The sequence below is a fragment of the Streptomyces sp. NBC_00224 genome, from assembly GCF_041435195.1.
Classification (GTDB): Bacteria; Actinomycetota; Actinomycetes; order Streptomycetales; family Streptomycetaceae; genus Streptomyces.
On record NZ_CP108106.1, the window covers coordinates 1,670,285 to 1,694,187 of the forward strand.

Below are 23,903 nucleotides of genomic sequence, written 5' to 3' on the forward strand. Positions count from 1 at the left end.
TCAGGCCGCGCGCGGGGCGCGGCGGCGGTGGCCCGCGATGATCTCGGCGTAGTGCCGTCCGCTGCCCTTGACCGTCCGCTTCTGGGTCGCGTAGTCGACGTGCACCAGGCCGAACCGCTTGTCGTAGCCGTACGCCCACTCGAAGTTGTCCAGGAGCGACCAGGCGTAGTACCCGGCGAGCGGGGCGCCCCTGCGGGCGGCGCGGGCACAGGCCGCCAGGTGTTCGCGCAGGTACTGGACGCGCTCGGGGTCGTGGACGGTGCCGTCGGCCCGTACGACGTCGGGGTAGGCCGAGCCGTTCTCGGTGACGTGGATCCGGCGGGCCCCGTAGTCGTCGGTCAGCCGCATCAGAAGGGTCTCGATGCCGCTCGCGTCGATCTCCCAGTCCATACCGGTGCGCGGCAGGCGGGGGCGGGGCACCTGGCGGGCGAAGGGGTACGGGCCGTGCGGGTCGTCGGCGACGCGTACGCCGAAGTAGTAGTTGAGGCCCAGCCAGTCGAGCGGCTCGGCGATCGCGGCGAGGTCGCCGGGGCGCTCGGGCAGGTCGACCCCGTACACCTCGGTCATGTCGGCGGGGAAGCCCCGGCCGTGCACCGGGTCGAGCCACCAGCGGTTGGTGTGGCCGTCCGCCCGGCGGGCGGCGGCGAGGTCGGCCTCGGACCGGGTGGCGGGCTCGACGGTCGACAGGTTGTTGACGATGCCGATCCGCGCGCTCGGGGCGGCGGCCCGCAGCGCCCGGGTGGCCAGGCCGTGGCCGAGCAGCAGGTGGTACGAGGCGCGGACGGCGGCCGCGATGTCGGTGAGGCCGGGGGCCATCCGCCCTTCGAGGTGGCCGATCCAGGCCGAGCAGAGCGGCTCGTTGAGGGTGGCCCACAGCGGGACGCGGTCGCCCAGGGCCTCGGCCGCGACCGACGCGTATGCGGCGAAGTGCTCGGCGGTGTCCCGGGCGGGCCAGCCGCCCCGGTCCTGGAGGGCCTGGGGCAGGTCCCAGTGGTAGAGCGTGGCGTTGGGGGTGATCCCGGCTTCCAGGAGGGCGTCGACCAGGCGGGAGTAGAAGTCGAGCCCCGCCCGGTTGACCGGCCCGTCGCCGCCCGGGACGATGCGCGGCCAGGCGAGCGAGAAGCGGTACGAGGTGACACCGAGCTCCTTCATCAGCGCGATGTCCTCGCGCCACCGGTGGTAGTGGTCGCACGCGGTGTCGCCGTGGTGGCCGCCGTCGACCTTCCCGGGGGTGTGCGAAAAGGTGTCCCAGATCGAGGGGGCTCGGCCGTCCTCGGCCACGGCCCCCTCGATCTGGTACGCGGAGGTGGCCACGCCCCAGGCGAAGTCCTTCGGGAGGGCGGCGAGGTCGATGGGCTCGGTCACGAATGTCCTTTCGGGGAAACGGGGGTGACGGCTCGTCACTTCACGGCGCCGGCCGTGAGACCGGCGACGAGATAGCGCTGGAGCAGCAGGAACCCGGCGACCACCGGCACGCTGACGACCAGCGACGCGGCCATGACCTGGTTCCAGTACACGTCGTTCTGGGTGGCGTAGCCCTGGAGGCCGACGGCGAGGGTGCGGGTGGTGTCGTTCGTCATCACCGAGGCGAAGAGGACCTCGCCCCACGCCGTCATGAACGCGTACACCGCGACCGCCACGATGCCGGGGACCGCCGCCGGGACCACCACGCGAAACAGCGCGCCCAGCGGGCCGCAGCCGTCGACCATCGCCGCCTCGTCGAGGTCGCGCGGGACCGAGTCGAGGTAGCCGATGAGCATCCAGATGGAGAAGGGCAGCGAGAAGGTGAGATAGGTGAGGATGAGCCCGCCGCGCGAACCGTAGAGGGCGACTCCGGTGGTGTTGCCGACGTTGACGAAGATCAGGAACAGCGGCAGCAGGAAGAGGATGCCGGGGAACATCTGGGTGGACAGGACGGTCACGGTGAACACGCGCTTGCCGCGGAAGCGGTAGCGGCTCACCGCGTACGCCGCGAAGATCGCGACGACGACGGACAGGACGGTCGCCGAGCCCGCCACGATCAGCGAGTTCACGAAGTACTTGGCGAGCGGGACGGTCTTCCAGATGTCGAGGTAGGGACGGACGGTCAGCCCGCTGGGCAGCCAGCGGAACCGCCCCGACACGTCCTCCAGCGGCTTCAGGGAGCTGCTGGCCATCACGTACACCGGCAGCAGCACGAACCCGGTCAGCAGGGTGAGGAAGATCCGCCGGGACCGGACGAAGGACCGGGGCGGGGCGGTGGGGCTCGGGCTAGACATTCGCGGACTTCCTTCCCCTGGACGTGAGGAGCAGATAGACGCCCGTCACCACGAGCAGGAACAGCACCAGCAGGACCGACATCGCGGCGCCGGTGCCGAAGTTCCAGGTGACGAACGACGACTGGTAGATGTGGATGGAGATGAGGTCCGCCGCCTTCGGTGCCGAGCGCCCGAACAACACGTACGGCGTGTTGAAGTCGTTGAACGTCCACAGGAACAGCACCAGGACGAGGACCTGGTTGACCGGCCGGAGCGACGGCAGGGTGATGCGGCGGATCTGCTGCCACACCCCCGCGCCGTCGATCGCCGCGGCCTCGTACAGCTCCTTGGGGATGTTCTGCAGCCCGGCCGTCACGATGAGGAACGCGAACGGCCAGCCCTTCCAGACCGAGACGGTGAGCAGCGCGTAGAAGCTGTTGTCGCCTATCAGCCAGAAGGCGCGGTCGCCGCCGAGCCCGAGCTGGTCGTGCAGGACGTGGTTGACCAGCCCGTTGTCGCGCTGGAACATGAACGCCCAGGTGATGACGGCCGCGTAGACCGGCAGCGCGTACGGGACGAGGAAGAGCGCGCGCAGCAGCCCCCGGCCGCGGAAGCTCTCCTGCGTGAAGACGGCCGCCGCCGTGCCGAGCAGCCAGCACAGGGCGACCGAGGCCACCGTGAACAGGCAGGTGGTGACGAAGGAGTCGAGCAGGTCCTTGCCCACGGGTGCGGAGAAGTCGACGGAGAGCTTGTAGTTGTCGAGTCCGGCCCAGGGCGCGGTGGACCAGTCGCGGATGTAGAACTGGGTGAGCGTCTTGAAGCTCATCACGGCGCCGATGACCATCGGCACCAGGTGGATGAGGAGTTCGAGGGCCAGGGCCGGGAGCAGGAGCAGATACGGCAGGCTCGCGTGGCGGATCCGGCCGGGGGCGCGGGGGCCTCGGCGGCGGGCCCGCGCCGGCTCGGCCCGCTCGGCGCGCTCCGGTGGCGCCTGCGCGCCGACGGCGGTGGGCGCGGGGGTCGGCGGGGTCACGGGGGCGCTCACTTCGGCATCTGCTGCTGGGCCTTGGCGAGGGCCGCCTCGACGGACTCGGTGGTGACCGCGCGGCCCGCCGCCGCGTCGGCCCACAGGTCCTTGACGGCGGTGCCCACGGCGGTCTCGAACTGGGACTCCTCGGGGACCTGCGGCAGCGGGGCGGCGCTCCTGAGCAGCGTCTCCCTGAGCACCGAGGTGTCGGGGGCGCCGAAGGCGGGGTCCTGCTGTGCGGCCTTGACCGGCGGGATCGAACCGTACGTCTTGTTGAGGATCCGCTGTTCCTCGTCGCTGGTCATGAACTTCACGAACTGGAGGGCGCCATCGCGGTTGTGGGTGTTCTTGAAGACGGAGATGTTGATGCCCGCGACCATCGAGTTGACGTTCTTGGCCGCGTCCGGGGTCCCGGCCGGGACGGGCACCGGTGCGACGCCCCAGTCCTCGGGCTTCATGCCCTGCGCGGCGAAGGTGGAGGCGGCGGCCTGCCAGAGCACCATGGCGGTCCTGCCGGTCGAGAAGTCGCGCAGCGACTGGTTCTGGGCGTACTCGGCGCTGCCCGGCGCGACGATCTTGTCCTTGGCCATGAAGTCGACGTACTGCTTCACGGCGGCGACCGCGCCCTCCGAGGTGAAGGTGGGTTTTCCGGCGGAGTCGAAGAAGTCCGCGCCGTGCTGCTTGCCCAGGACGAACACCTGGTGGATGTTGTTGGCGAGGTTGGCGCCCTCGGCGCCGAGCGCCCACTTGCCGTCCTTGGAGAGCCGCTTGCCGTCCGCGACGAGCTCGTCCCAGGTCGCGGGCGGCTTCGCTATCCCCGCGTCGGCGAACATCTTCTTGTTGTAGTAGAGCGCGTACGACAGCGAGTACAGCGGGACGGCCGCCGGGTCCTTGCCCGGGGCGCCGGCCGCGGCGACCGCGGAGTCCGCGAACCGGGCCCGCCCGCCTATCGCGTCGAACGCCGCCCGGTCCCACGGCAGGAGCGCACCGGTGGCCTGGAGCGAGGCGGACCAGGTGTTGCCGATGTTCAGTACGTCGGGTCCCTGGCCGGACGTGGTGGCGGCGAGGATGCGGTTGAGCAGGTCGGACCAGGGGACGACCTCCAGCTTGACCTTGATCCCGGTCCGCTGCTCGAACTTCCTGAGCTCGGCGGTCAGGATCTTCTTGTCCGCCTCGATGCTCGGACCCTGGTTGGACGCCCAGTACGTCAGGGACTTCGGGGAGTCGTTGCCGCCCGATCCTCCCGTGTCGGAGCCGCCGCCGCAGGCGCTCGCGGTGGCGGCGAGAGCGGTGACGGTCGCGAAGGCAGCCGCGGCTCGGAGTCTGCGCATGACGGGATCGCCCCTTTCCAGGGTTCCAGAGGTGGTTGGGTTCCAGAAGGTGGTTGGGTTCCAGAGGTGGTCGGGTTCAGGCCCTGAACGGACTCACGCCTTAATTTAGGACGTGAGTTAAGACCCGAGAGAAGGTCGCGTCAAGGCCCCGCGCGACGGTATGTTGCACGCAGGGAGGGAGCCATATGGCCATGCCGAACAGACGAACCGTTCGTGACCTGCGGCGGGACAACCGGACCGCGGTATTGCAACGGTTGTATTTCGACGGCCCGACGAGCCGTCAGGCGCTCGGCCCCGCCACCGGGTTGAGTTCAGGTTCCATCAGCAACGTGGTCACCGAGCTCGCCGCCGACGGGCTCCTGGAGGACGCCGGCGTCGTCGACTCGGACGGCGGCAGACCGCGCACCCTGCTCCGGGTCACCCGCGACAGCGGCCACCTCATCGGGGTGGACGTCGGCGAGACGCGTGTGCGCGTCGAGCTCTTCGACCTGGTGATGAGCGAACTGGCGCGCGCGGAGCTGCCGTTGGAGGCGGACGGCTACGACGTGGACCACATCGTCGGACTCATCCGCGACGGGGTGGCCGCCGTGCTGCGCGAGGCCGCCCTGGCGCCCGAGCGCCTGCTCGGGATCGGCGTCGGGGTCCCGGGCATCGTCGACCGCAGCGGCGCCGAGGGCGCCGTGGTGCACGGGCAGACCATCGGCTGGGACGCGGTCCCGCTGGAGGCCCTGCTGCGCACCGCGCTCGCGGCCGAACTCCCGCCGGGCGTCCGCCTCTTCGTGGAGAACGGCGCCAAGACGCTCGGCCAGGCCGAGATGTGGTTCGGCGGCGGACGCGGTGCCCAGGACGCGGTGGTCGTGCTGTTCGGCTCGGGCGTCGGCGCGTGCATCGTCTCCGACGGGCAGATCTACGGGGGCGCGCACAGCAGCGCCGCGGAGTGGGGCCACACCACGGTCCACGTACGCGGCCGCCGCTGCCGGTGCGGCGCACCGGGCTGCCTGGAGGCGTACGCGGGAGCCGAAGCCCTGGTCGCGCGCTGGCGCGAGGCGGGCGCCGCCCTGCCGGACGGCATCGCGGAGGAGGTGGCGGTGTCGGCGCTGGTGGCGGCGGCTTATCCGGAGGCGGCGGAGGGCAGAGCGGAGACGGACGCTTCTACCGGAAAGGACGGAAGCCGACCCGCCCACGACCCCGTCGCGCGGGCCGTGCTCGACGAGACCGCCGAGTATCTCGGCGCCGGGCTCTCCGACCTCATCAACCTCTACAACCCCGAGCGCATCCTCATCGGCGGCTGGGCGGGCCTCCAACTCGGCCCGTACATCCTGGAGTCGGTGCGCGCGCACGCCACCGCGTACGCCCTGCGGCACCCCGCCGAGCGCGTCACCATCGAGCTCGGGCGGCTCGGCCCGGACGCGGTCACGGTCGGCGCCGCGACCCTGCCGCTGGCCGACTTCTTCGCACGCGGCGGCCGCCGCGCACCGGCCGACGCGGCGCCCGCCGTCCCCGAGCAGCCCGGCTGGCGGGCCTCGGTCGAGGAGCGCGCCGCACGCTGACCGACATACCGGCATACGGGGTCGAGGAAGCCGTGGAGCGCGGGCGCGCCGCCGGATCAGGGCCCAGGTGAGCGCGAACGGACCTGGGCCCCAACAACCGGTATGCGTACAACTCTTGACGTGTTGGTAGCACGGGAGAACCATCTGGGTGCAGTCGGAGAGCGCTCTCAGACATCCCGTTCCTCACCCCCACGACTCAGGATCGAGGCTCGATGCACGCTCCCCCCACCGGTTCGCCGGTGTCCCCCGGACCGTTCGCACACCCTCGGCGGCTCGCCGCGGCCGTGGCCGCCGCCCTGGTGGCCGCGCTGCTCCTGTTCGTCCCCGCGCCCGCCGCCCACGCCGATCCGCCGCCGCTCTCCCAGGGCAGGCCCGTCACCGTGTCCAGCCAGGAGAACGGCGGCACCCCGGCCGCCGCGGCCGTCGACGGGAACGACGGAACCCGCTGGTCGAGCGCGTTCTTGGATCCGCAGTGGATCCAGGTCGACCTCGGCGCCCCGGCCGCGCTCGGCAAGGTGGTCCTCAAGTGGGAGGCGGCGTACGCCAAGGCGTACCGCATCGAGCTCTCCACCGACGGCACCGCCTGGACCACGGCGTACTCCACGGCCGACGGAGCCGGCGGCACCGAGACCCTGAACATCTCGGGCACCGCCCGCTATGTACGGATGTACGGGACGGCCCGCGCCACCGGATACGGGTACTCCCTCTGGGAGTTCCAGGTGTTCGGCAGCGGCGGCTCCACCCTGCCCGGCGGCGGGGACCTGGGCCCCAACGTCCTGGTCTTCGACCCGTCGACCCCCGACATCCAGGGCAAGCTCGACCAGGTGTTCCGGCAGCAGGAGTCGGCGCAGTTCGGCACCGGCCGATACGCCCTTCTGTTCAAGCCCGGAACGTACAACGGCATCAATGCCAACCTCGGCTTCTACACGTCGATAGCGGGGCTCGGGCTCAACCCCGACGACACGACCTTCAACGGCGATGTGACCGTGGACGCGGGCTGGTTCAACGGCAACGCCACCCAGAACTTCTGGCGCTCCGCCGAGAACCTGGCGCTCAACCCGGTCAGCGGCACCGACCGCTGGGCGGTCGCCCAGGCCGCGCCGTTCCGGCGGATGCATGTGAAGGGCGGCCTCAATCTGGCCCCGAACGGCTACGGCTGGGCCAGCGGCGGCTACATCGCGGACAGCAGGATCGACGGCACGGTCGGGCCGTACTCGCAGCAGCAGTGGTACACCCGTGACAGCTCGGTGGGCGGCTGGACCAACGGCGTGTGGAACATGACCTTCTCCGGGGTGCGGGGCGCGCCCGCGCAGAGCTTCCCCAATCCCCCGTACACCACGCTCGACACCACACCGGTCTCGCGCGAGAAGCCGTTCCTCTACCTCGACGGCAACGACTACAAGGTGTTCGTGCCCGCGAAGCGCACCAACGCGCGCGATGTCTCCTGGGGGCCGGGTGCGACGCCGGGCAGTTCCGTCCCGCTCAGCCAGTTCTACGTGGTGAAGCCCGGCGCGACCGCGGCGACCATCAACCAGGCGCTCGCCCAGGGCCTCAACCTGCTGTTCACGCCCGGGATTTACCACGTCGACCGGCCGATCGAGGTCACCCGGCCCGACACGGTGGTCCTGGGCCTCGGGCTCGCCACGATCGTGCCGGACAACGGCGTCACCGCGATGCGGGTCGCCGATGTCGACGGGGTGCGGCTCGCCGGGTTCCTCATCGACGCGGGGCCGGTGAACTCGTCCGTACTGCTCCAGGTCGGGCCGCCCGGGGCGAGCGCGAACCACGCGGCGGACCCGACGACCGTCCAGGACGTGTTCGTCCGGATCGGCGGGGCGGGCGCGGGCCGGGCGACCACCAGCATGGAGATCAACAGCAACCACACCGTCGTCGACCACACCTGGCTGTGGCGCGCCGACCACGGCAGCGGCGTCGGCTGGGACACCAACCGGGCCGACTACGGGCTGACGGTCAACGGCGACGACGTCCTGGCCACGGGCCTGTTCGTCGAGCACTTCAACAAGTACGACGTGCAGTGGAACGGTGAGCGCGGCCGGACGATCTTCTTCCAGAACGAGAAGTCGTACGACGCGCCCAACCAGGCCGCGGTGCAGAACGGGAGTGTGCGCGGGTTCGCCGCGTACAAGGTGGCCGACTCGGTGACCACCCACGAGGGCTGGGGACTGGGCAGCTACTGCTACTACAACGTGGATCCGACGATCGTCCAGGACCACGGCTTCCAGGTGCCGGACCGGCCGGGCGTGCGGCTGCACGACCTGCTGGTGATCTCACTCGGCGGCCAGGGGCAGTACGCGCACGTGGTCAACGACACCGGCGCGCCCACCTCGGGCACCTCGACGACGCCGTCGACGTTGGTCTCGTATCCCTGAACCCTCGTGCCCCTGTGACACGCGACCGCGCCGGAGACCCGTCCAGGTCTCCGGCGCGGTCGCCACGGGGTGTGTGGTTCAGTGCCTGGCCGTGCGCCTCCGGCGCGCGGCCCAGACGATGGCGCCGCCCGCGACGAGCACCGCACCGCCCATGCCGGCGACGAGCGGGGTGGAGCTCGACGAGCCGGTCTCGGCAAGGTTGGGGCTCGGCTGGGGCGCGGGGGCCGCCGCCGAGGACGTGCTGGGCGCGGGGGCGGGCGTGCTGGGCTTGGCCGACGGGGTCGGGGTCGACTTCGGCGGCTTGGACGGCTTGGACGAGGGGGTGGGCTTGGTCGGCGGCACCGTGTCGCACACGGGAGACGTCTTGGTCTCGTCGCGCGAGTACTGGTCCCCGTCGCCCGCCTTCACGATGAGCCGGAGCGTGAGCTCCTTGTCGTGGGCGGGGAGCTTGAGGCTCTTGTGGAACTCGCCCTTGAACTGCTCGGTGGGAAGCAGGTCCTTGCCGTCCGCCGTCTTGATGGTCACCGTGTTGGCGGCCTCGCCGGAGTACCTGGTCAGGTCCACCGTGACGGCCGAGCAGGTCACCTTCCAGACCGGGTTGTGGGCCTGCGCGGGCACCGCGGTCAGGCCGACGCCGATGAGGCCCGCAGCGGCGGCTCCTAACAGCGCTCCACGACGACGCCCCGTTCCTCTGATTACGGTCACAGAATCCTCCACAGTTCCGCACCGCCGGATTGACGGTGCGCGCACAGTACCGCTCCCGTCCCACGACCGAGCAGCGGTCCCCCCAACCGCACCGGGCCCACTGGGGATCGCCACGCGTAACTCGCCAGCATAAGTCGGACTTTCAGGAGCTCATAGCGTCACCATCGGGTCATATCACGCCTTTCCCAGGGAAGTTGAATTTCCTTCAATGAATCCGGAAAAGGCGTACCAGCCACGCCCTGACGGCAGCCACCAGGCAACCTGTTGAAAGAATCCACCATTCCATTTCAGGAACCCATCGACTGAATGAACTGTTTCAGGCCGGGCGGCTCCGCGCGCCCGCGAATGGCGCCTTGTGGACTGCCCGGGGGCAAGCAGACGATCGGTCCTCGTTCCTGTGCGGCAGCCGTCCCGGCGGCTGCCCGCGTATGTCTTCGAGGAGGTTTCCTGTGGTGAATGACCGGATGACACTCAGCCCGGATGCGGCACGGCAACTCGCGACCGCCACCAAGACCACGCCGCAGATGCGCGGCATCACCCCGCGCTATCTGTTACGCGCGCTGCCCTGGGTGGACGTCGAGTCCGGGGTGTACCGCGTCAACCGGCGCCGCACCTTCGTCCTGGGCGACGACCGGATCACCACGTACACGGACAACGACGGCGCCAACCGCGTCGTACCCGGCGACCTGCGGGAGATGCCGTATCTGCGCGACGCCGACGACGCGCTCCTGACCGAGCTGGCCGGCGCCTTCACCGAGGTCTCCTTCGAGTCCGGGCAGGTCCTGGTGCAGAGCGGCGACCCGGCCGACCGGCTGTGGGTGATCGTGCGCGGCCGCGCCGAGAAGCGCATGACCGGCCGGTACGGCGAGGAGGCGCTGCTCGAAGTCATCGGCGACGGCCAGTTCTTCGACCTCGACAGCTGGACCCGCTCCGAGCCGATGCCGTACCGCGTGCAGGCGCTCACGCCCGGCGTGGCCCTGGTCGCCGAGCGCAGCGCGCTCGCCGCCCTGACCGACCGGGACGCGGGGGTCCGGGCCTCCATGGACGACTACGCCGCCGGGAACCACATGGTGCCGGGCGCCGAGGTGCCGGTGGACCTGTCCTCCGGCCATGTGGGCGAGCCGGATCTGCCGGGGACGTTCGTCGACTACGAGGACGCGCCGCGCGAGTACCACATGACGCTCGCGCAGACCGTGCTGCGCGTCCACACCCGCGTCGCGGACCTCTACAACGGGCCTATCGACCAGACCCGCGCCCAGTCCAACCTCACCGTGCAGGCGCTGCGCGAGCGGCAGGAGGCGGCGCTCCTGAACCACCCGGAGTTCGGCCTGTTCAACAACGTCTCGGCGGGGCAGCGCGTCCAGGCCCGCACCGGCTCGCCCACTCCGGACGACCTCGACGAGCTGCTCGCCAAGGTCTGGAAGCAGCCCGGGTACTTCCTCGCGCACCCCCGGGCGATCGCCGCGTTCGGCCGCGAATGTACCCGGCGGGGCGTGCCCCCGGTCACCGACACCCGGTTCGGCAGCCCGCTGCTCACCTGGCGCGGAGTGCCGCTGCTGCCGTCCGACAAGGTCCGGTTCGCGGGCGGCGTGGGCTCCGGCACCACCGAGATCCTGCTGATGCGGATGGGCGAGGCCGAGCAGGGCGTGGTGGGCCTGCGCCCGTCGAGCGTCCAGGACGAGGTCGAACCCGGTCTGGCGATGCGGAACATGGGCACCGACCAGAAGGGCATCACCTCGTACCTGATGACCGCGTACTTCAACACGGCCGTCCTGGTGGAGGACGCCGTCGCCGTCCTCCAGAACGTCGAGGTGTCCAACTACCATGACTATTCCTGACCTCACGCGACAGGTGTCGTCGGTACCGGTCACTGGACTGCCGTCGATGCCCCAGCAGGCCGCCGCGCCCGAGCAGCCGGCCGTCCCCGCACAGCCGAGCGCACCCGAGCAGCCGGGGCTCCCCCAGCGGCCCTCGGTGCCGGGTGCCTACTCGGCCGAGACGGCCCGCCAGGACTTCCCGATCCTGCACCGCACGGTCAACGGCCGCCCGCTGGTCTGGCTGGACAACGGGGCGACGACGCAGAAGCCCCGCCAGGTCATCGAGGCGCTCGGCGCGTACTACAGCGCCGCCAACTCCAACATCCACCGGGGCGCGCACACCATGGCGCGCGAGGCCACCGAGGCGTACGAGGCGGGGCGCGCGGCGGTCGCCGGGTTCCTGGGGGCGCCGGACCCCGACAGCATCGTGTTCGTGCGCGGCACCACGGAGGCGATCAACCTGGTCGCCCAGAGCTGGGGCCGGGACAACCTCGGGCCCGGCGACGACATCCTCGTACCGGTCCTCGAACACCACTCCAACATCGTCCCCTGGCAGATGATCGCCAAGGAGACCCGGGCCCGGGTGGTGCCGGTTCCGCTGACGCCCGAGGGGGAGATCGACCAGTCCGCGTACGCGGACCTGCTCTCCTCGCGGACCCAGCTGGTCGCGCTCAGCCACGCCTCCAACGTCCTGGGCACCGTCCCGCCGGTGAAGGAGATGACCGCGCTCGCCCATCGGTACGGGGCGAAGGTGCTGGTGGACGGGGCACAGGCGGTCGCCCACTTCCCGGTCGACGTGCAGGACCTGGACGCGGACTTCTACGCGTTCTCCGGGCACAAGCTGTTCGCCCCGACCGGCATCGGCGCCCTCTACGTCAAGCCGGAGGTCCTGGCGGGCATGCGGCCCTGGCAGGGCGGCGGCAACATGATCGACTCGGTGGACTTCGGCCTCACCACCTTCGCGCCCGTCCCGCACCTCATGGAGGCCGGCACCGGCAACATCGGCGGTGTGGTGGGGCTCGCGGCCGCGCTGGACTGGCTGGGCTCCTTCGACCGCGACGCCGTCACGGCGTACGAGGAGGGGCTGATGGCCTACGCCCAGCAGGCCATGGCCACGGTGCCCGGTCTGGAGCTGGTGGGCGCCGCACCCGAGAGGATCGCGGTGCTGACGTTCACGCTGGCGGGCCAGGACCCGGCGGGCGTCGCCGACTGGCTGGACCGCGACGGCATCGCCGTCCGCGCGGGCCACCACTGCGCGCAGCCCGCACTCGCCCACTACGGACTGGAGTCGGCGGCCCGGGCCTCGCTGGCGCTCTACAACACGTCGGAGGAGGTGGACCAGCTGGTGGCGTCGCTGCGGCAGCTGCAACTGGCGTCCGGCTGACGGCTCTTGACCCACGGACAACAGGTGACGGACGGCAGATTCAGTATCTGTCGTCCGTCACCCGCACCGCCCGCCACGGCGGGCGATGTGCCTGCGGCGGGACGGTCGGCATCGGCGGCAGCGGCGCGCCCAGCGAGTCGAGCCGGCGGCGCAGCAGCTGGTTCTCGACGTAGAGGTCGGCCAGGACACGGACCTTGGAGCGCACCGCCCACTGGTCCACCGGCTTCACCAGGAAGTCCGCGACGCCGAGGTGGTAGGCACGGGCCGCGAGGTCGTCGTCGCGGCCGATGCCGGTGACCAGGATGACCGGCAGGTTCCGGGTGTGGTCCAGGCGCTTGAGGTAGTCGACCACTTCGAGGCCGTTCATCTGCGGCATCAGCACATCGAGCAGGATCACCGCTATGCCGCCGCGCAGCACGGTCTTCAGCGCCTCGTCCCCGCTGCGGGCGCACACTATCGGGCGGCCCACGGGACGCAGCACACTCTCCATGGCGAAGAGGTTGTCCTCGCGGTCGTCCACCACAAGGATCTTCCACGAACTGTCCACGTCCCAACCACACTCCCCTGCAGCCGGACTTTCACAGTAGTGCGCACCGGGGCCGAGCGCAGGAGGCCCCCGGTACCTGCCAACGGCATCTGCGCCCGTCGCCGAGGGGGCCGGTGCCGGGGCGGCGGCCGTCTACGGGCGTCCGCCAGCGCAAACGGAAGCCCCGCCGACGCCTCTTCGCCTCCCGGGGCTCTCCGCGTGCGAATAATTCGGCCGGTTGTGACTCCCCCTTTTGGCTCTTCTGCATGCCTCGGCGGAACGACGGGCCGGGCCGGGGTCCCCGACAGGCCCTAGCGTGGAGGCATGGACGAGGCGCGCGGGGCAGGAGCGAGAGGGTCGTCGGCGGAGCCCGACGACCCCGCGTTCCCCGCCCGCCGGGCGCCGCGCTGCCGCAGCCTCGACGCGCTGGACGCGCAGGTGGTCCGCTGCCGTGCCTGCCCGCGTCTGGTGGCCTGGCGCGAGGAGGTCGCCGCGACCAAGCGGGCGGCCTTCCGGGACTGGGAGTACTGGGGGCGGCCGGTGCCCGGGTTCGGCCCGCCGGACGCGGCCCTCGCGGTCGTCGGCCTCGCCCCGGCCGCGCACGGCGGCAACCGTACCGGCCGGATGTTCACGGGGGACGCCTCCGGCGACTTCCTCTTCGCCGCGCTGCACACGGTGGGTCTGGCCTCCCAGGCCGAGGCGACGCACGCCGGGGACGGGCTCGAACTGCGGGGCGTACGGCTGGCCGCGCCCGTGCACTGCGCGCCGCCGGACAACAAGCCGACCCCTCAGGAGCGCGACAACTGCCGGCCGTGGCTGGCGGCCGAACTGGAGCTGCTGAGCCCGGGGTTGCGTACGATCGTCGTGCTCGGCGCGTTCGGCTGGCAGGCGCTGCTTCCGGTGCTGAGCGCGGCGGGGTGGCAAGTGCCGCGCCCCCGGCCCAAGTTCGGGCACGGCGTCCAGGTGACACTGTCCGCCTCGGACGGCGGGCGGCCGCCGCTGCATCTGCTCGGCTGCTACCACCCGAGCCAACGCAACACCTCGACGGGACGGCTCACGCTCGCCATGCTCGTCGAGGTGTTCCGCGATGCCGCGCGCCTGTCGGGCCTTTGAACGCACTCGTCCGAACGCACTCGGCGGGCTTCTGGAACCGCCCACTTTGGTTGAACCTTGACCGAAAGACCGGCTACCGGTGACCGCTTCCCGGGCTCCCACCTGCCCAGATCGCATCCGGAGCGGCCCGGGTGTGTGATGGAAGGGTTGGTCACAAGGGGCGGGAGCGACGAAAGGAGCCGGTATGCACACCGGACGGATACGTCGAGCGGCCGCCGCGACCCTGCTGTCGTGCGGTCTCGCCATGGGCACTTTCGCCACCGCGGCAGCGGCGGCGCCGGCTCACGACCAGGGTGACGACCACGACCGCGGCCAGGGCAGCGGCTGGTCGTGGGACGCCCACATCAGCGGCTGGATCCGCGAGGACCACGGCGGAGGATGGCGCTGGGACGATCACCGCGACGGCCGGAACCGGGACGACCACAACAGGGATCACTCCTGGGACCACCACGACGGCGGCCGGGTCTGGGGCACGGTGACCTCGCGCATCGAGCTGAACGTCCGCGACAACCCGAGCCTGAACGCCGGGGTCGTCGTCAGCCTGAGCCCGGGCAGCCAGCACCGCATCGAGTGCAGGACCCACGGTTCGGACGTCAACGGAAACTCCACCTGGTACTGGCTGAGCGGTGCCCGCGGCTGGGCCAGCGCGGCGTTCATGCAGGCCAACGGTGACGCGCCGAAGTGCTAGCAGTGCGGCCGCGGCCTTCGTTGCGGCCGCGTGAACAGTGCGTACTCCCGGGAATAGTGACACCGGGAACGACCTTGGAGCTGCTGAGAGCGAGGAGTCGGCAGATGCCCAAGGCGTACGTGTACACCCGCAACGGCGGGCCGGAGACCGAGGCGTTCATCGAGCGGGACCGGCCGCGCCCGGGCCCCGGAGAGCTGCTGATCGCGGTCCGGGCGGCCGGGGTGAACCCGGTCGACTGGAAGCTGCGCAACGGCTTCCGCAGGCCCGGGGCGCCGGAGCCGGAGCTGCCGGGCGTGTTCGGCAGCGAGGTCGCGGGCGTGGTGGCGGAGCTGGGTCCCGGGGTGACGGGGTTCGCCGTCGGGGACGCCGTCTTCGGCAATCCGGTGGGCGGCGGTTACGCGGAGTACGCGCTGCTGCCGGTCCCGGTGGCCGCTCACAAGCCGGAGGGCCTGGCGTTCACGGACGCGGCGACCCTGCCGGTGGCCGCGGCGACCGCGTACGACGGCGTGCGCCAGCTGGATCTGCCTGCCGGGGCGACACTGCTGGTCACCGGCGTCGGCGGTGGGGTGGGCGTGGCCGTCGCCCAGATAGCCCGGGCCTTCGGGGTGCGGGTGGTGGGCACGGCGAGCGAGGGCAAGAAGGAGTTCGTCGAGGCGCTGGGCGCGGTGCACGTGTCCTCGGCGGGCGACGGGCTCGCGGAGCGCGTCCGGGCGGCGGCGCCGGACGGTGTCGACGCGGTCTTCGACCTCGTCGGCGGCGAGGTCCTGGAGACGGTCGCCGCGCTCGTCGACGACCCTGCGAAGCTGATCACGGCGGCCGACCCGCCGGTGGCGGCCCGGCTCGGCGGCTCGCCGGTCCGGCGGGCCCGCACGGCCGCGGTGCTCGACGAGGTGGCGCGGCTCGCGGTGAGCGGGGCGCTGCGCCCGTTCGTCACGGCGACGTTCCCGCTGGAGCGCGCGTCCGAGGCGCTGCGCGCGGTCGAGGACGGCCATGCGCGCGGCAAGGTCGTGATCGAGGTGGCGGCGTGAGCGCACCGCACCCCCTCGACAACCCCGCCCGCGCCTCCCTCACCGGGCCGCACGCCCACTTCGCCGAGCGGCTGGGGCGGGTGCTGCGCTATCCGCCCGAGGTGACGCCGTGGCTGGCGCTCTCCGACGATCCCGGGCCCGAGGACTGGGCCGACGTCGCCGCGCTGGCCGGTCCCGGCACCGAGGTGCCGCTGCTCGGGATGAGCCATCTGCCGCCTCCGGGCTGGGAGTTGACGTTCGAGGCGGACGGGGTGCAGCTCGTGGACGACCACGTGGCCGCCCGGCCGTTCGCCGAGGCGGTCACGCTGACCGCCGACGACGTGCCCGAGATGATGGAGCTGGTGGAGCGGACCCGGCCGGGCCCTTTCCTGCCGCGCACCATCGAGCTCGGCACCTATCTGGGCGTGCGCAGGAACGGCGTCCTGGTGGCGATGGCGGGCGAGCGGCTGCACCCGCCCGGCTGGACGGAGATCAGCGCGGTCTGCACCGACGACGCCTTCCGCGGCCAGGGCCTGGGCACCCGGCTGATCCTGGCGGTCGCGGCGAACATCCGGGACCGGGGCGAACGCCCCTTCCTGCACACGGGTGCGCGCAACACCGGCGCCATCCGCCTCTACGAGTCCCTGGGCTTCCGGATCCGCCGTACCACCCGGTTCATGGCGGCGCGGGTGCCGGACGACGAACTGGCAAGCCTCACAAGATCACTTCACTCGATCGAGTGATGAAACGGTCGTGTGAATTGTTTCTGCACTTCTGGCGCTCCGGCTAGCGTCTAACGTTCCCCCCGGCGGCCCAAGCCCCCGGCCGTCACACCCGCTGCCTTTGGGGGAGAGACTGTGCTCCGCGACGAATTCGTCGACGACGGTCCGCGCGAGCTCGTGCCGGCCTCCCGCCCGCACCACGAGCGGCCACTCCTCAAGGTCCGCACACGGGCCGGAGTGACCGTCGTCGAGCTGCACGGCGAGATCGACATCCAAGCCGTCCAGGCGCTGCGGCCGCGCCTGGACACCCTCACCGGTGACGGGGTGGGTGCGCTGGCCGTGGACCTGCGCCCCATCCGGTTCCTGGACTGCTCGGGCCTCGCCCTGCTGGTGCGGGCCCACCGGAGGGTGACCGAGCGGGGCGGCTCCTGGGCGCTGGTCTGCGACCATCCGCTGACCCTGCGGATCCTGCGGATCACCGCCCTCACGGCCGTCCTGGGGCCTGCTCCCACACTGGAGCAGGCCCTGGACTCCCTCAGTTCCCCGGACGGGTCCGCGTCAGACGGAGGGTGACCAGCTCGAAGGGCCGCAGCGCCAACCGCACCACCCCGTCGGCCAGTTCGGGCGCGGTGCCCTCGGCGAGCGGCCGCTCCAGCAGGTCGGTCGCCGCCACCGCGTCCGCCTCGAAGCCCGGGGTGACCCGGGCCCGGGCCCGGCCGCCCCGCGACTCGTAGAGCCGTACGACCACGTCGCCGCTCCCGTCGTCCGCGAGCTTCACCGCGCTGACGACCACCGCGTCGTCGTCCACCGACACCAGCGGCGCCACCTCCGCGCCGCCCGCGACCCGCCGCTCCGGCAGATTGACGCGGTAGCCCTCGCGCACCGCGTCACCGATCGTGGCTCCGGGGACGAGCGCGTGCCGGAAGCGGTGCAGCCCCTGGTCGGTCTCGGGGTCGGGGAAGCGCGGGGCGCGCAGCAGCGAGACGCGGACCGTGGTGGTCGTGCCCGGGCCCTCGTCGGCGTCGCGCACGGTCCGGGTCACGTCGTGCCCGTACGTCGAGTCGTTGACGAGGGCGACGCCCCAGCCCGGCTCCTCCAGATGGACGAAGCGGTGGTTGCAGGCCTCGAACTTGGCCGCCTCCCAGCTGGTGTTGGTGTGGGTCGGCCGGTGGACGTGGCCGAACTGGGTCTCCGACGCGTACCGCTCGGCATGGATGTCCAAGGGGAACGCGGCCTTCAGGAACCTCTCTGTCTCGTGCCAGTCGACCTCGGTGTCGATGTCGAGCCGCTTGGCGCCGGGGGCGAGACCGAGCAGCTGGGTGACCTTGGAGTCGCCGAAGCTCCGCACGATCCGGACGGCGGCCACCCCCGCGTCCTCCACCGCCACGAGCTGGTCGAGGTCCGTCAGATCCGTCACCGTGTTGCGGTAGAACGCGTCCACGTCCCACGCGTCCCACATGTTCGGGAAGTCGGGGTGGATCTGGAGCAGGTTCGCGGCCTGGCCGGGGGCGACCGTCTCACGCCCGGCGCCGATGTCGTACGCGGACACCACGAGCCCCCGGGCGTCGATCTGCACCGAGAGGAGTCCGTTGTCCAGGACGAAGCCGCCGCCCTCGCGCGGGGCGGCGCGGCTCACGCCCGTACGGAGAGCGGGTGCGGCCGCGCCCGCCGCCACCCCGTCGCGCGCGTGGGGCGCGGAGTTGAAGACCAGGGTGGTACCCGAGGCGCTCTCCCCCGCGAGCGCCCGCTGCGAGCCGTCGATGATCGCGTTCAGCTCCCGCGCGACCGCCGCATACGTCTTCTCCGCCTCCCGGTGCACCCAGGCGATGGAGGAGCCGGGCAGGATGTCGTGGAACTGGTGCAGCAGCACGGTCTTCCAGATCCGGTCCAACTGCTCGTACGGATAAGGGAATCCGGCCCGCACGGCAGCCGTCGCGGCCCACAGCTCGGCCTCGCGCAGCAGGTGCTCGCTGCGCCGGTTGCCCTGCTTGGTCTTCGCCTGGCTGGTCAGCGTGGCGCGGTGCAGCTCCAGATAGAGCTCGCCCACCCACACCGGCGCGTTCGGGTACTCCGCCTGCGCCTTGGCGAAGAACTCGGCGGGACTCTCCCATGCCACGGTCGCCGAGCCCTCCAGGCTCCGCAGCCGGGCCGCCTTGGCGACCATCTCCCGGGTGGTGCCGCCGCCGCCGTCGCCCCAGCCGGTCGGGGCCAGCGAGTGCCGGGCGTGGCCCTTGTCCTTGAAGTTGCGGGCCGCGTGGGCGATCTCGCTGCCCTTCATCGAGCAGTTGTAGGTGTCGACGGGCGGGAAGTGGGTGAAGATCCGGGTGCCGTCGATGCCCTCCCACTGGAACGTGTGGTGGGGGAACTTGTTGGTCTGGCTCCAGGAGATCTTCTGGGTGAGCAGCCACTTGGCGCCCGCCGCCTTGATGATCTGCGGCAGCCCGGCGGCGAAGCCGAAAGTGTCGGGCAGCCAGGCCTCGTCGTTCTCGACGCCGAACTCGTCGAGGAAGAACCGCTTGCCGTGCACGAACTGACGGGCCATCGCCTCCGAGCCCGGCATGTTGGTGTCGGACTCCACCCACATACCCCCCGCGGGCACGAACCGCCCGTCGGAGACGGCCTTCTTCACGCGCGCGTACACCTCGGGCCGGTGCTCCTTGATCCAGGCGAACTGCTGCGCCTGCGACATGGTGAAGACGAAGTCCGGCTCGTCCTCCAGGAGCGCCGTCATGTTCGACGTCGTACGGGCCACCTTGCGCACGGTCTCGCGCAGCGGCCACAGCCACGCCGAGTCGATGTGCGCGTGCCCCACCGCGCTGATGCGGTGGGCGGTGGGCCCGGCCGGAACGGCCAGCACACCGGCGAGCTCGGCGCGGGCCGCCGCCGCACTGCCGTTCACGTCCTGGAGGTCCACCGCGTCGAGGGCACGGCCGATCGCCCGCAGGATGTCCCAGCGCCGGGCGCCCTCGACCGGCAGCTCGTGCATCAGCTCGCCCAGCACCTCCAGGTCGAGGACCAGCTGCCACACCGTCTCGTCGAAGACCGCGAGGTCCATCCGGGCCAGCCGGTACTGCGGCGCGGTGCCCGCGGTCTCCTTGTCGCCGAGGGTGGTCGGCACGAAGGGGTGGTAGTCGAGGATGACGGGGTTGGACGCGGCCTCGATGTGCAGCCGCACCTCCTCGCCGCCCACGGCGGGAGCGCCGACGCGCACCCACTGGTTGCGCGGGTTGAGGCCCTTCACCGGGGTGCCGTCGGGGCGGTAGACGAGGCCCTCGCACTGGAAGCCCGGCATGTTCTCGTCGAAGCCGAGGTCGAGGAGCGCCTCGACGGTCTTCCCGGCCCACTCGGCCGGTACGGTCCCGGTCACCCGGAACCAGCTGGTGCCCCACGGCGCCCCCCAGGCGTCCCCGACGGCGATCGGCTCGGGGACGCCGGCCAGGCCCTCGGCGACCGGGACGGGCTCGCCCGGCGCGTGCCACACCGCCACTTCCAGCGGGACGGATTCGGGGTACACGGCGGGGCGGATGCGCTCGTCGAGAACTCGCCTGAGGCGGGCTTCGACCAGGCTGCGGTCGTCATGCATGAGGGGCTGCTCCGTGGGGTCGAGGTCGTGCGAGGTGCGGATTCCAGGGGTGAACGGGGTTACCAGTGGTGGACGGTGGAGACGGGGGCGGAGGCTGAGTACAGCTCGTCGACGGCCCGTATCTCGAACCGCGCCGACCGCTCGCCTCCTTCCGGCTTCAGTGCGGGAACGAAGAAGGCATTCCCGCACGTTCCCCCGAGGAAGCGGCGGCTTCCGCCGGGCAGCACCCGGTGCAGCTCGTAGTGGCGTACCGCGCCGGGCGCCCGGCCCCACGCGAAGCGCAGCGAGGTGCCCGCGGCGCCGGTCGCGGAGCCGGTGACGCGCGGCCGGGTCGGTGCGGCCGGCTTCGTGGCGGCCGTGTCGCGCACCGCCAGCGCGCCCAGGCGCCACTTGACGCGCCCCTTGGCGGTGAGCCGGACGCCGAGCGAACGGGCCGTCCCGGAAAGGGTGTTCAGACGCAGAGTCGCGGTGGTCCAGCCGGCGCCGCCGGCCCGCAGTCTGCCCGCCGGGACGTAGGTGTACGGGACCGGGTCGCCGGGTCCGGCGGGCTCGCGCAGGGCGACCGCGAGCTCGACGGTCACCGTGCCCTCGTCGGCCCGGTGGGTGAGCTCGACGACCGTGGACCGGGACAGCGGCAGCCGGGTCGCGTGGAGCTCGACCGTGGCGGGGGCGTCGAAGTCGCCGTCGACCAGGAGGCTGGACCCGCCGCGCCAGGCGTCGGCGAAGTCGAGGGCGACGTCCGGGCGGCGGCCGCCCGTGCGGACCACCCAGCGGCGGCCCGGGAGCCGGTCCTGGAGGCCGAGGTGGTTCCACTCGGCGGCCGAGGTCACCTTGCCGCCCTCGTACCAGCGCAGGCCGTGCCCGGTGTTGAAGGTGGTCGCGAACGGCAGCCGGTCGACCGTCGAACGGTCCGCGACCACCGTCGCCGGGGCGCGCCAGCCGTCCGTGTCGGGCTGGGACGGGTCGAGCGAACGCCCGGTCCAGAAACGGTCGTCGGCCGCGTGGAACTGCGCCGGGGTGCGGCCCGCGGGCAGCTGGTTACGGGTCCACTCGGGCCGGTAGAGGCCGTACGAGACGATGTGCGCCCGGTCCCGGGGCACCATGGCGTCCCAGTCCACGGAGCTGTCCCACCCGTGCGCCTCGACGTCGACGCCCGCCCACAGCTCGTAGCGGCCGCGGCCGAGCCGCCCCGCGAGCTCGCCGGAGGACGCGAGGGTCTCGGCGGACCACCGGAAATCCACGAACATCGAGTCGGCGCTGCGGAAGAAGTCCTGGTTCCGGTCGTTCAGCGCACCCTGCCAGCCCACCGACCCGCCGACAGTCATCGCGTCGTACCACGTGATCCGCAGCCCCGCGGCCTCGCTGCGGGCCTTGAGGTCCCGTACGAAAGCGAGCATGTCGGCGCCGAGGGCCGCGTCGCCGCCGTCGGTCTCGGCGTTGACGAACCAGCCGTCGAAGCCGTGCGCGACCGCGACCTCGACGAGCTTCGCGGCGAGCGGGAAACGGCCGAGCGAGTCGCGTCGCACCAGGTCGCGGGTCCAGCGCAGCTCGCCGCCCCAGGCGGTCGGCGGCAGGAAGACGGTGCCGAGCACGGGCACGCCGTTGCGGTGGGCCGCGTCCACGATCGGGGCGTTGGGCGCCAGGATCAGCCCCTCCCCCGCCGAACCGCCCCAGAAGACCAGCTCGTCGAGGTAGGCCCAGTGGGTGAGCGCGTAGTAGTCGGCGGTGGCCGCGCCCTGGGACGGGTTGCCCGCGGTGTGCTCGAAGGAGACGAGCGCCTGGATACGGGCCTGCCCGGCCCGCGCGGTCCGGTTCACCGCCACCGGCGTGAACCGCCGGGCGAGCGGCACGGTCGCGGTGTTGAAGGGCAGATCCCGGTCGTCCTCGGCCCGCCAGTCCTTGAGACTCCGCCAGGTGATGCCGGTCCCGGGCGTGCCGGAGGGCAGCGAGTCCGGGTACCAGTACGAGGCGTACGGCTGAAGGTCGACGGACCCGCCCTCCGCGGCCCGGGCGGCAACGGACGGGACGACGACAGCGGCGGCCGTCCCCGCGCCCGCGAGGACGACGGCGCGACGGGTGGGGCCGGGGAGGTGCTGGGGCATGGTGTTCTCCGTTTCGGGTCGGGTCGGGATGCCGGAAGTGCGGTGTGTTCGGCTGCGGGCTGTCTGTGGTTGCTCGCGCCACGCGGCGGAGCCGCAAATGTCACAGCCCCGCGCCCCTTGAATGCCGCTGCGCGGCATCCTCGGGGCGCCCCGGAGGGGCGTATTCAGGGGCGCGGGGAACTGCGCGACCAGCCACGCACGGTCCGCAGACGAACAGGCCGCCGCCCAGCACCCCTCAGCTCACATCACCCGGCACCACAACCTCCCCAATCCCCCGCAGCGCCAGATACTCCTTGTCGGAGGCGCGGGAGGCCAACACCGCGGCGGGCCGAACCCCGTCCGCGACGAGCCGCGCGTACGCCTCGAAGACCGGTCCCCCGGGCGCACACACCGAACGGCGCGGCGCCACGACCTCGTCCCCCACGTCGACGACGAGCGCGGTCGTACGGGGCGCGGGCGCATGGACACGCCCCCGCCACTCCCGGGCCAGCCGGGCCACGACCTCGCCCGCCGGCTTGACCCGCCCGGAACTGGTCAACAGCCCGAGGCTGTACTCCAGTTCGGGAAAATCAGCCAGCGACCGATCCACATCGTGGGAGCACCACCAGGTGACCCCCCACAGATCCGCGCAGTCCAGCGCGTTCACCACGGTCGCCTCGGTGAACGCGGCCGCATGCCCGGCGGGGATCAGCGGGGCGGGCGCGCCGACCTCCTGGAGCCACACCGGCCGGCGCGGGTCGTCGGCCCAGGCCTTCGACAGCTCGACGAGGTACGCAGCGTGGTGCTCGGTGGCCGTGCCGGTGCGCCCGTGCGCCTGGGCCGTACCGTTGAACACCCAGGAGTGCACGGTCGTCATGGCGCCGAGCCGGGCGGCGTGCTCGGGGGTGAAGGGCTGGTCGTCCTGGTACCAGGCGGCGTCGTACTCGGCGTGCACATGCGGCTTGCCGGGGGCGCCCTCCTCGCACGCGGCGAGCATCCGCCCCAGCCACGCCCCGGCCTGCGCGGGCGTGATGCGGTCGGGATCGGGGTGCGGCCCGGCCGCGAACTGGTTGATCTCGTTCCCGAGCGTCATCCCGATGAAGTTGGGCCGGTCCGCGAGCGCGCCCGCGAGGGTGCGCAGCAGCGCCGCCTGCCCGTCGAGCACGTCGGGGTCGGTGAAGATGCTGCGCCGGTGCCAGGTCTGCGTCCAGGCGGGCAGGAAGTCGAAGCTCGACAGATGGCCCTGGAGCCCGTCGACGTTGACGTCGAGGCCGCGTTCGCCCGCCGCGTCGGCGAGCTGGACCAGCTGCTCGACCGCGCGCGGCCGGATCAGGGTGCGGTTGGGCTGGAAGTACGGCCACACCGGGAAGACCCGGATGTGGTCGAGGCCGAGCGCCGCGATCGCGTCGAGGTCGGCGCGTACGGCGTCGAGGTCGAAGTCGAGCCAGTGGTGGAACCACCCCTGGCCGGGCGTGTAGTTGGCGCCGAAGCGCACGGCAGCAGGCATGCGGGCCTGTTCTGAAGGCATGCGGGTCCGTTCTGTGGGCGTGTGGAGGGGCGGGGCCGCGGGGCTAAGAGCCTGTCTTTGAACCCCCGTCGTCCGCCCGGAGGGCGGGCGCAGCGGCGGTCGGTGCGTGCGATCGGTGTGCGGCGTCCCAGGTCATGTGGCGGAGCCACCTGTCCTGGGACACCGTGCGGCGAGCGTGCGTGCCGGGCGTCGCTGCGCAGACGGGGGTTCAAAG

Annotated in this window: 18 protein-coding genes; 9 read left to right on the forward strand and 9 right to left on the reverse strand. The window is 72.0% G+C overall.

The genetic code is table 11. The features are described from left to right. From OG965_RS07455 to OG965_RS07470, 4 genes are read right to left on the reverse strand one after another with little or no spacing between them, the layout of a single operon-like run. Positions 1-1,365 (reverse strand): GH1 family beta-glucosidase, encoded by a 1,365-nt coding sequence (locus OG965_RS07455; RefSeq protein WP_371650404.1) that lies wholly within the window; start codon positions 1,363-1,365, stop codon positions 1-3. 35 nt (positions 1,366-1,400) lie between these two features. Further along, positions 1,401-2,258: a carbohydrate ABC transporter permease gene (locus tag OG965_RS07460; RefSeq protein ID WP_371650406.1), complete on the reverse strand. Its 858-nt coding sequence runs from the start codon at positions 2,256-2,258 to the stop codon at positions 1,401-1,403. Beyond that, positions 2,251-3,270 (reverse strand): carbohydrate ABC transporter permease, encoded by a 1,020-nt coding sequence (locus tag OG965_RS07465; protein WP_371650408.1) that lies wholly within the window; start codon positions 3,268-3,270, stop codon positions 2,251-2,253. Before OG965_RS07465 ends, OG965_RS07460 begins: the two co-directional genes overlap by 8 nt. Positions 3,271-3,278: 8 nt before the next feature. Further along, positions 3,279-4,595 (reverse strand): sugar ABC transporter substrate-binding protein, encoded by a 1,317-nt coding sequence (locus OG965_RS07470; RefSeq protein ID WP_371650410.1) that lies wholly within the window; start codon positions 4,593-4,595, stop codon positions 3,279-3,281. Positions 4,596-4,780: 185 nt separating this feature from the next. Here OG965_RS07470 and OG965_RS07475 point away from each other — a divergent pair, with 185 nt between their 5' ends. Both OG965_RS07475 and OG965_RS07480 read left to right on the forward strand, forming a co-directional pair. Continuing rightward, a complete protein-coding gene (locus OG965_RS07475; protein WP_371650412.1) occupies positions 4,781-6,145 on the forward strand; it encodes an ROK family protein in 1,365 nt (454 codons plus the stop codon). Positions 6,146-6,357: 212 nt separating this feature from the next. Continuing rightward, a complete protein-coding gene (locus OG965_RS07480) occupies positions 6,358-8,535 on the forward strand; it encodes a discoidin domain-containing protein (RefSeq protein WP_371650414.1) in 2,178 nt (725 codons plus the stop codon). Between the two features lie 78 nt (positions 8,536-8,613). Here OG965_RS07480 and OG965_RS07485 read toward each other — a convergent pair whose 3' ends face one another. Further along, positions 8,614-9,240 (reverse strand): LAETG motif-containing sortase-dependent surface protein, encoded by a 627-nt coding sequence (locus tag OG965_RS07485; protein ID WP_371650416.1) that lies wholly within the window; start codon positions 9,238-9,240, stop codon positions 8,614-8,616. Positions 9,241-9,692: 452 nt separating this feature from the next. On the opposite strand from OG965_RS07485, the gene OG965_RS07490 reads away from it, so the two are divergent. Both OG965_RS07490 and OG965_RS07495 read left to right on the forward strand, forming a co-directional pair. Further along, a complete protein-coding gene (locus OG965_RS07490; protein ID WP_371656874.1) occupies positions 9,693-11,078 on the forward strand; it encodes a family 2B encapsulin nanocompartment shell protein in 1,386 nt (461 codons plus the stop codon). After that, positions 11,065-12,441 (forward strand): SufS family cysteine desulfurase, encoded by a 1,377-nt coding sequence (locus OG965_RS07495; RefSeq protein WP_371650418.1) that lies wholly within the window; start codon positions 11,065-11,067, stop codon positions 12,439-12,441. The genes OG965_RS07490 and OG965_RS07495 overlap by 14 nt, the downstream gene beginning before the upstream one ends. A 40-nt stretch (positions 12,442-12,481) precedes the next feature. Here the strand turns inward: OG965_RS07495 and OG965_RS07500 are convergent, their stop codons facing one another. After that, the gene (locus OG965_RS07500; protein ID WP_371650420.1) at positions 12,482-12,988 is read right to left on the reverse strand and encodes a two-component system response regulator; all 507 of its coding nucleotides are present in this window, start codon (positions 12,986-12,988) and stop codon (positions 12,482-12,484) included. 303 nt (positions 12,989-13,291) lie between these two features. Between OG965_RS07500 and OG965_RS07505 the strand changes: the two genes are divergently transcribed. The 5 genes from OG965_RS07505 (at position 13,292) to OG965_RS07525 (ending at position 17,070) form a co-directional block, all read left to right on the forward strand. Then, positions 13,292-14,080, forward strand: a complete 789-nt coding sequence (locus OG965_RS07505; protein WP_371650422.1) for a uracil-DNA glycosylase — start codon at positions 13,292-13,294, stop codon at positions 14,078-14,080. A gap of 184 nt (positions 14,081-14,264) precedes the next feature. Beyond that, a complete protein-coding gene (locus tag OG965_RS07510; RefSeq protein WP_371650424.1) occupies positions 14,265-14,768 on the forward strand; it encodes a hypothetical protein in 504 nt (167 codons plus the stop codon). A 104-nt stretch (positions 14,769-14,872) separates the two neighbouring features. Next, complete coding sequence (locus OG965_RS07515; RefSeq protein ID WP_371650426.1) at positions 14,873-15,796, forward strand: NADP-dependent oxidoreductase; 924 nt, start codon at positions 14,873-14,875, stop codon at positions 15,794-15,796. Further along, positions 15,793-16,518: a GNAT family N-acetyltransferase gene (locus tag OG965_RS07520; protein WP_371650428.1), complete on the forward strand. Its 726-nt coding sequence runs from the start codon at positions 15,793-15,795 to the stop codon at positions 16,516-16,518. Before OG965_RS07515 ends, OG965_RS07520 begins: the two co-directional genes overlap by 4 nt. A 114-nt stretch (positions 16,519-16,632) precedes the next feature. Next, on the forward strand, positions 16,633-17,070 hold the full coding sequence (locus tag OG965_RS07525; RefSeq protein WP_371650431.1) for an STAS domain-containing protein: 438 nt from the start codon (positions 16,633-16,635) through the stop codon (positions 17,068-17,070). On the opposite strand, the gene OG965_RS07530 is transcribed toward OG965_RS07525, so the two are convergent. The 3 genes from OG965_RS07530 to OG965_RS07540 form a co-directional block, all read right to left on the reverse strand. Beyond that, positions 17,033-20,080, reverse strand: coding sequence for an alpha-mannosidase (locus OG965_RS07530; protein ID WP_371650433.1), 3,048 nt, complete (start codon positions 20,078-20,080; stop codon positions 17,033-17,035). The two genes, OG965_RS07525 and OG965_RS07530, sit on opposite strands and share 38 nt — an antisense overlap. 59 nt (positions 20,081-20,139) lie before the next feature. Continuing rightward, positions 20,140-22,182: an endo-beta-N-acetylglucosaminidase gene (locus OG965_RS07535; RefSeq protein ID WP_371650435.1), complete on the reverse strand. Its 2,043-nt coding sequence runs from the start codon at positions 22,180-22,182 to the stop codon at positions 20,140-20,142. Positions 22,183-22,417: 235 nt separating this feature from the next. Beyond that, positions 22,418-23,668 carry a glycosyl hydrolase gene (locus tag OG965_RS07540; protein WP_371650437.1) on the reverse strand — a complete coding sequence of 417 codons (1,251 nt, stop codon included), beginning with the start codon at positions 23,666-23,668 and terminating at the stop codon, positions 22,418-22,420. Positions 23,669-23,903: the final 235 nt, after the last annotated feature.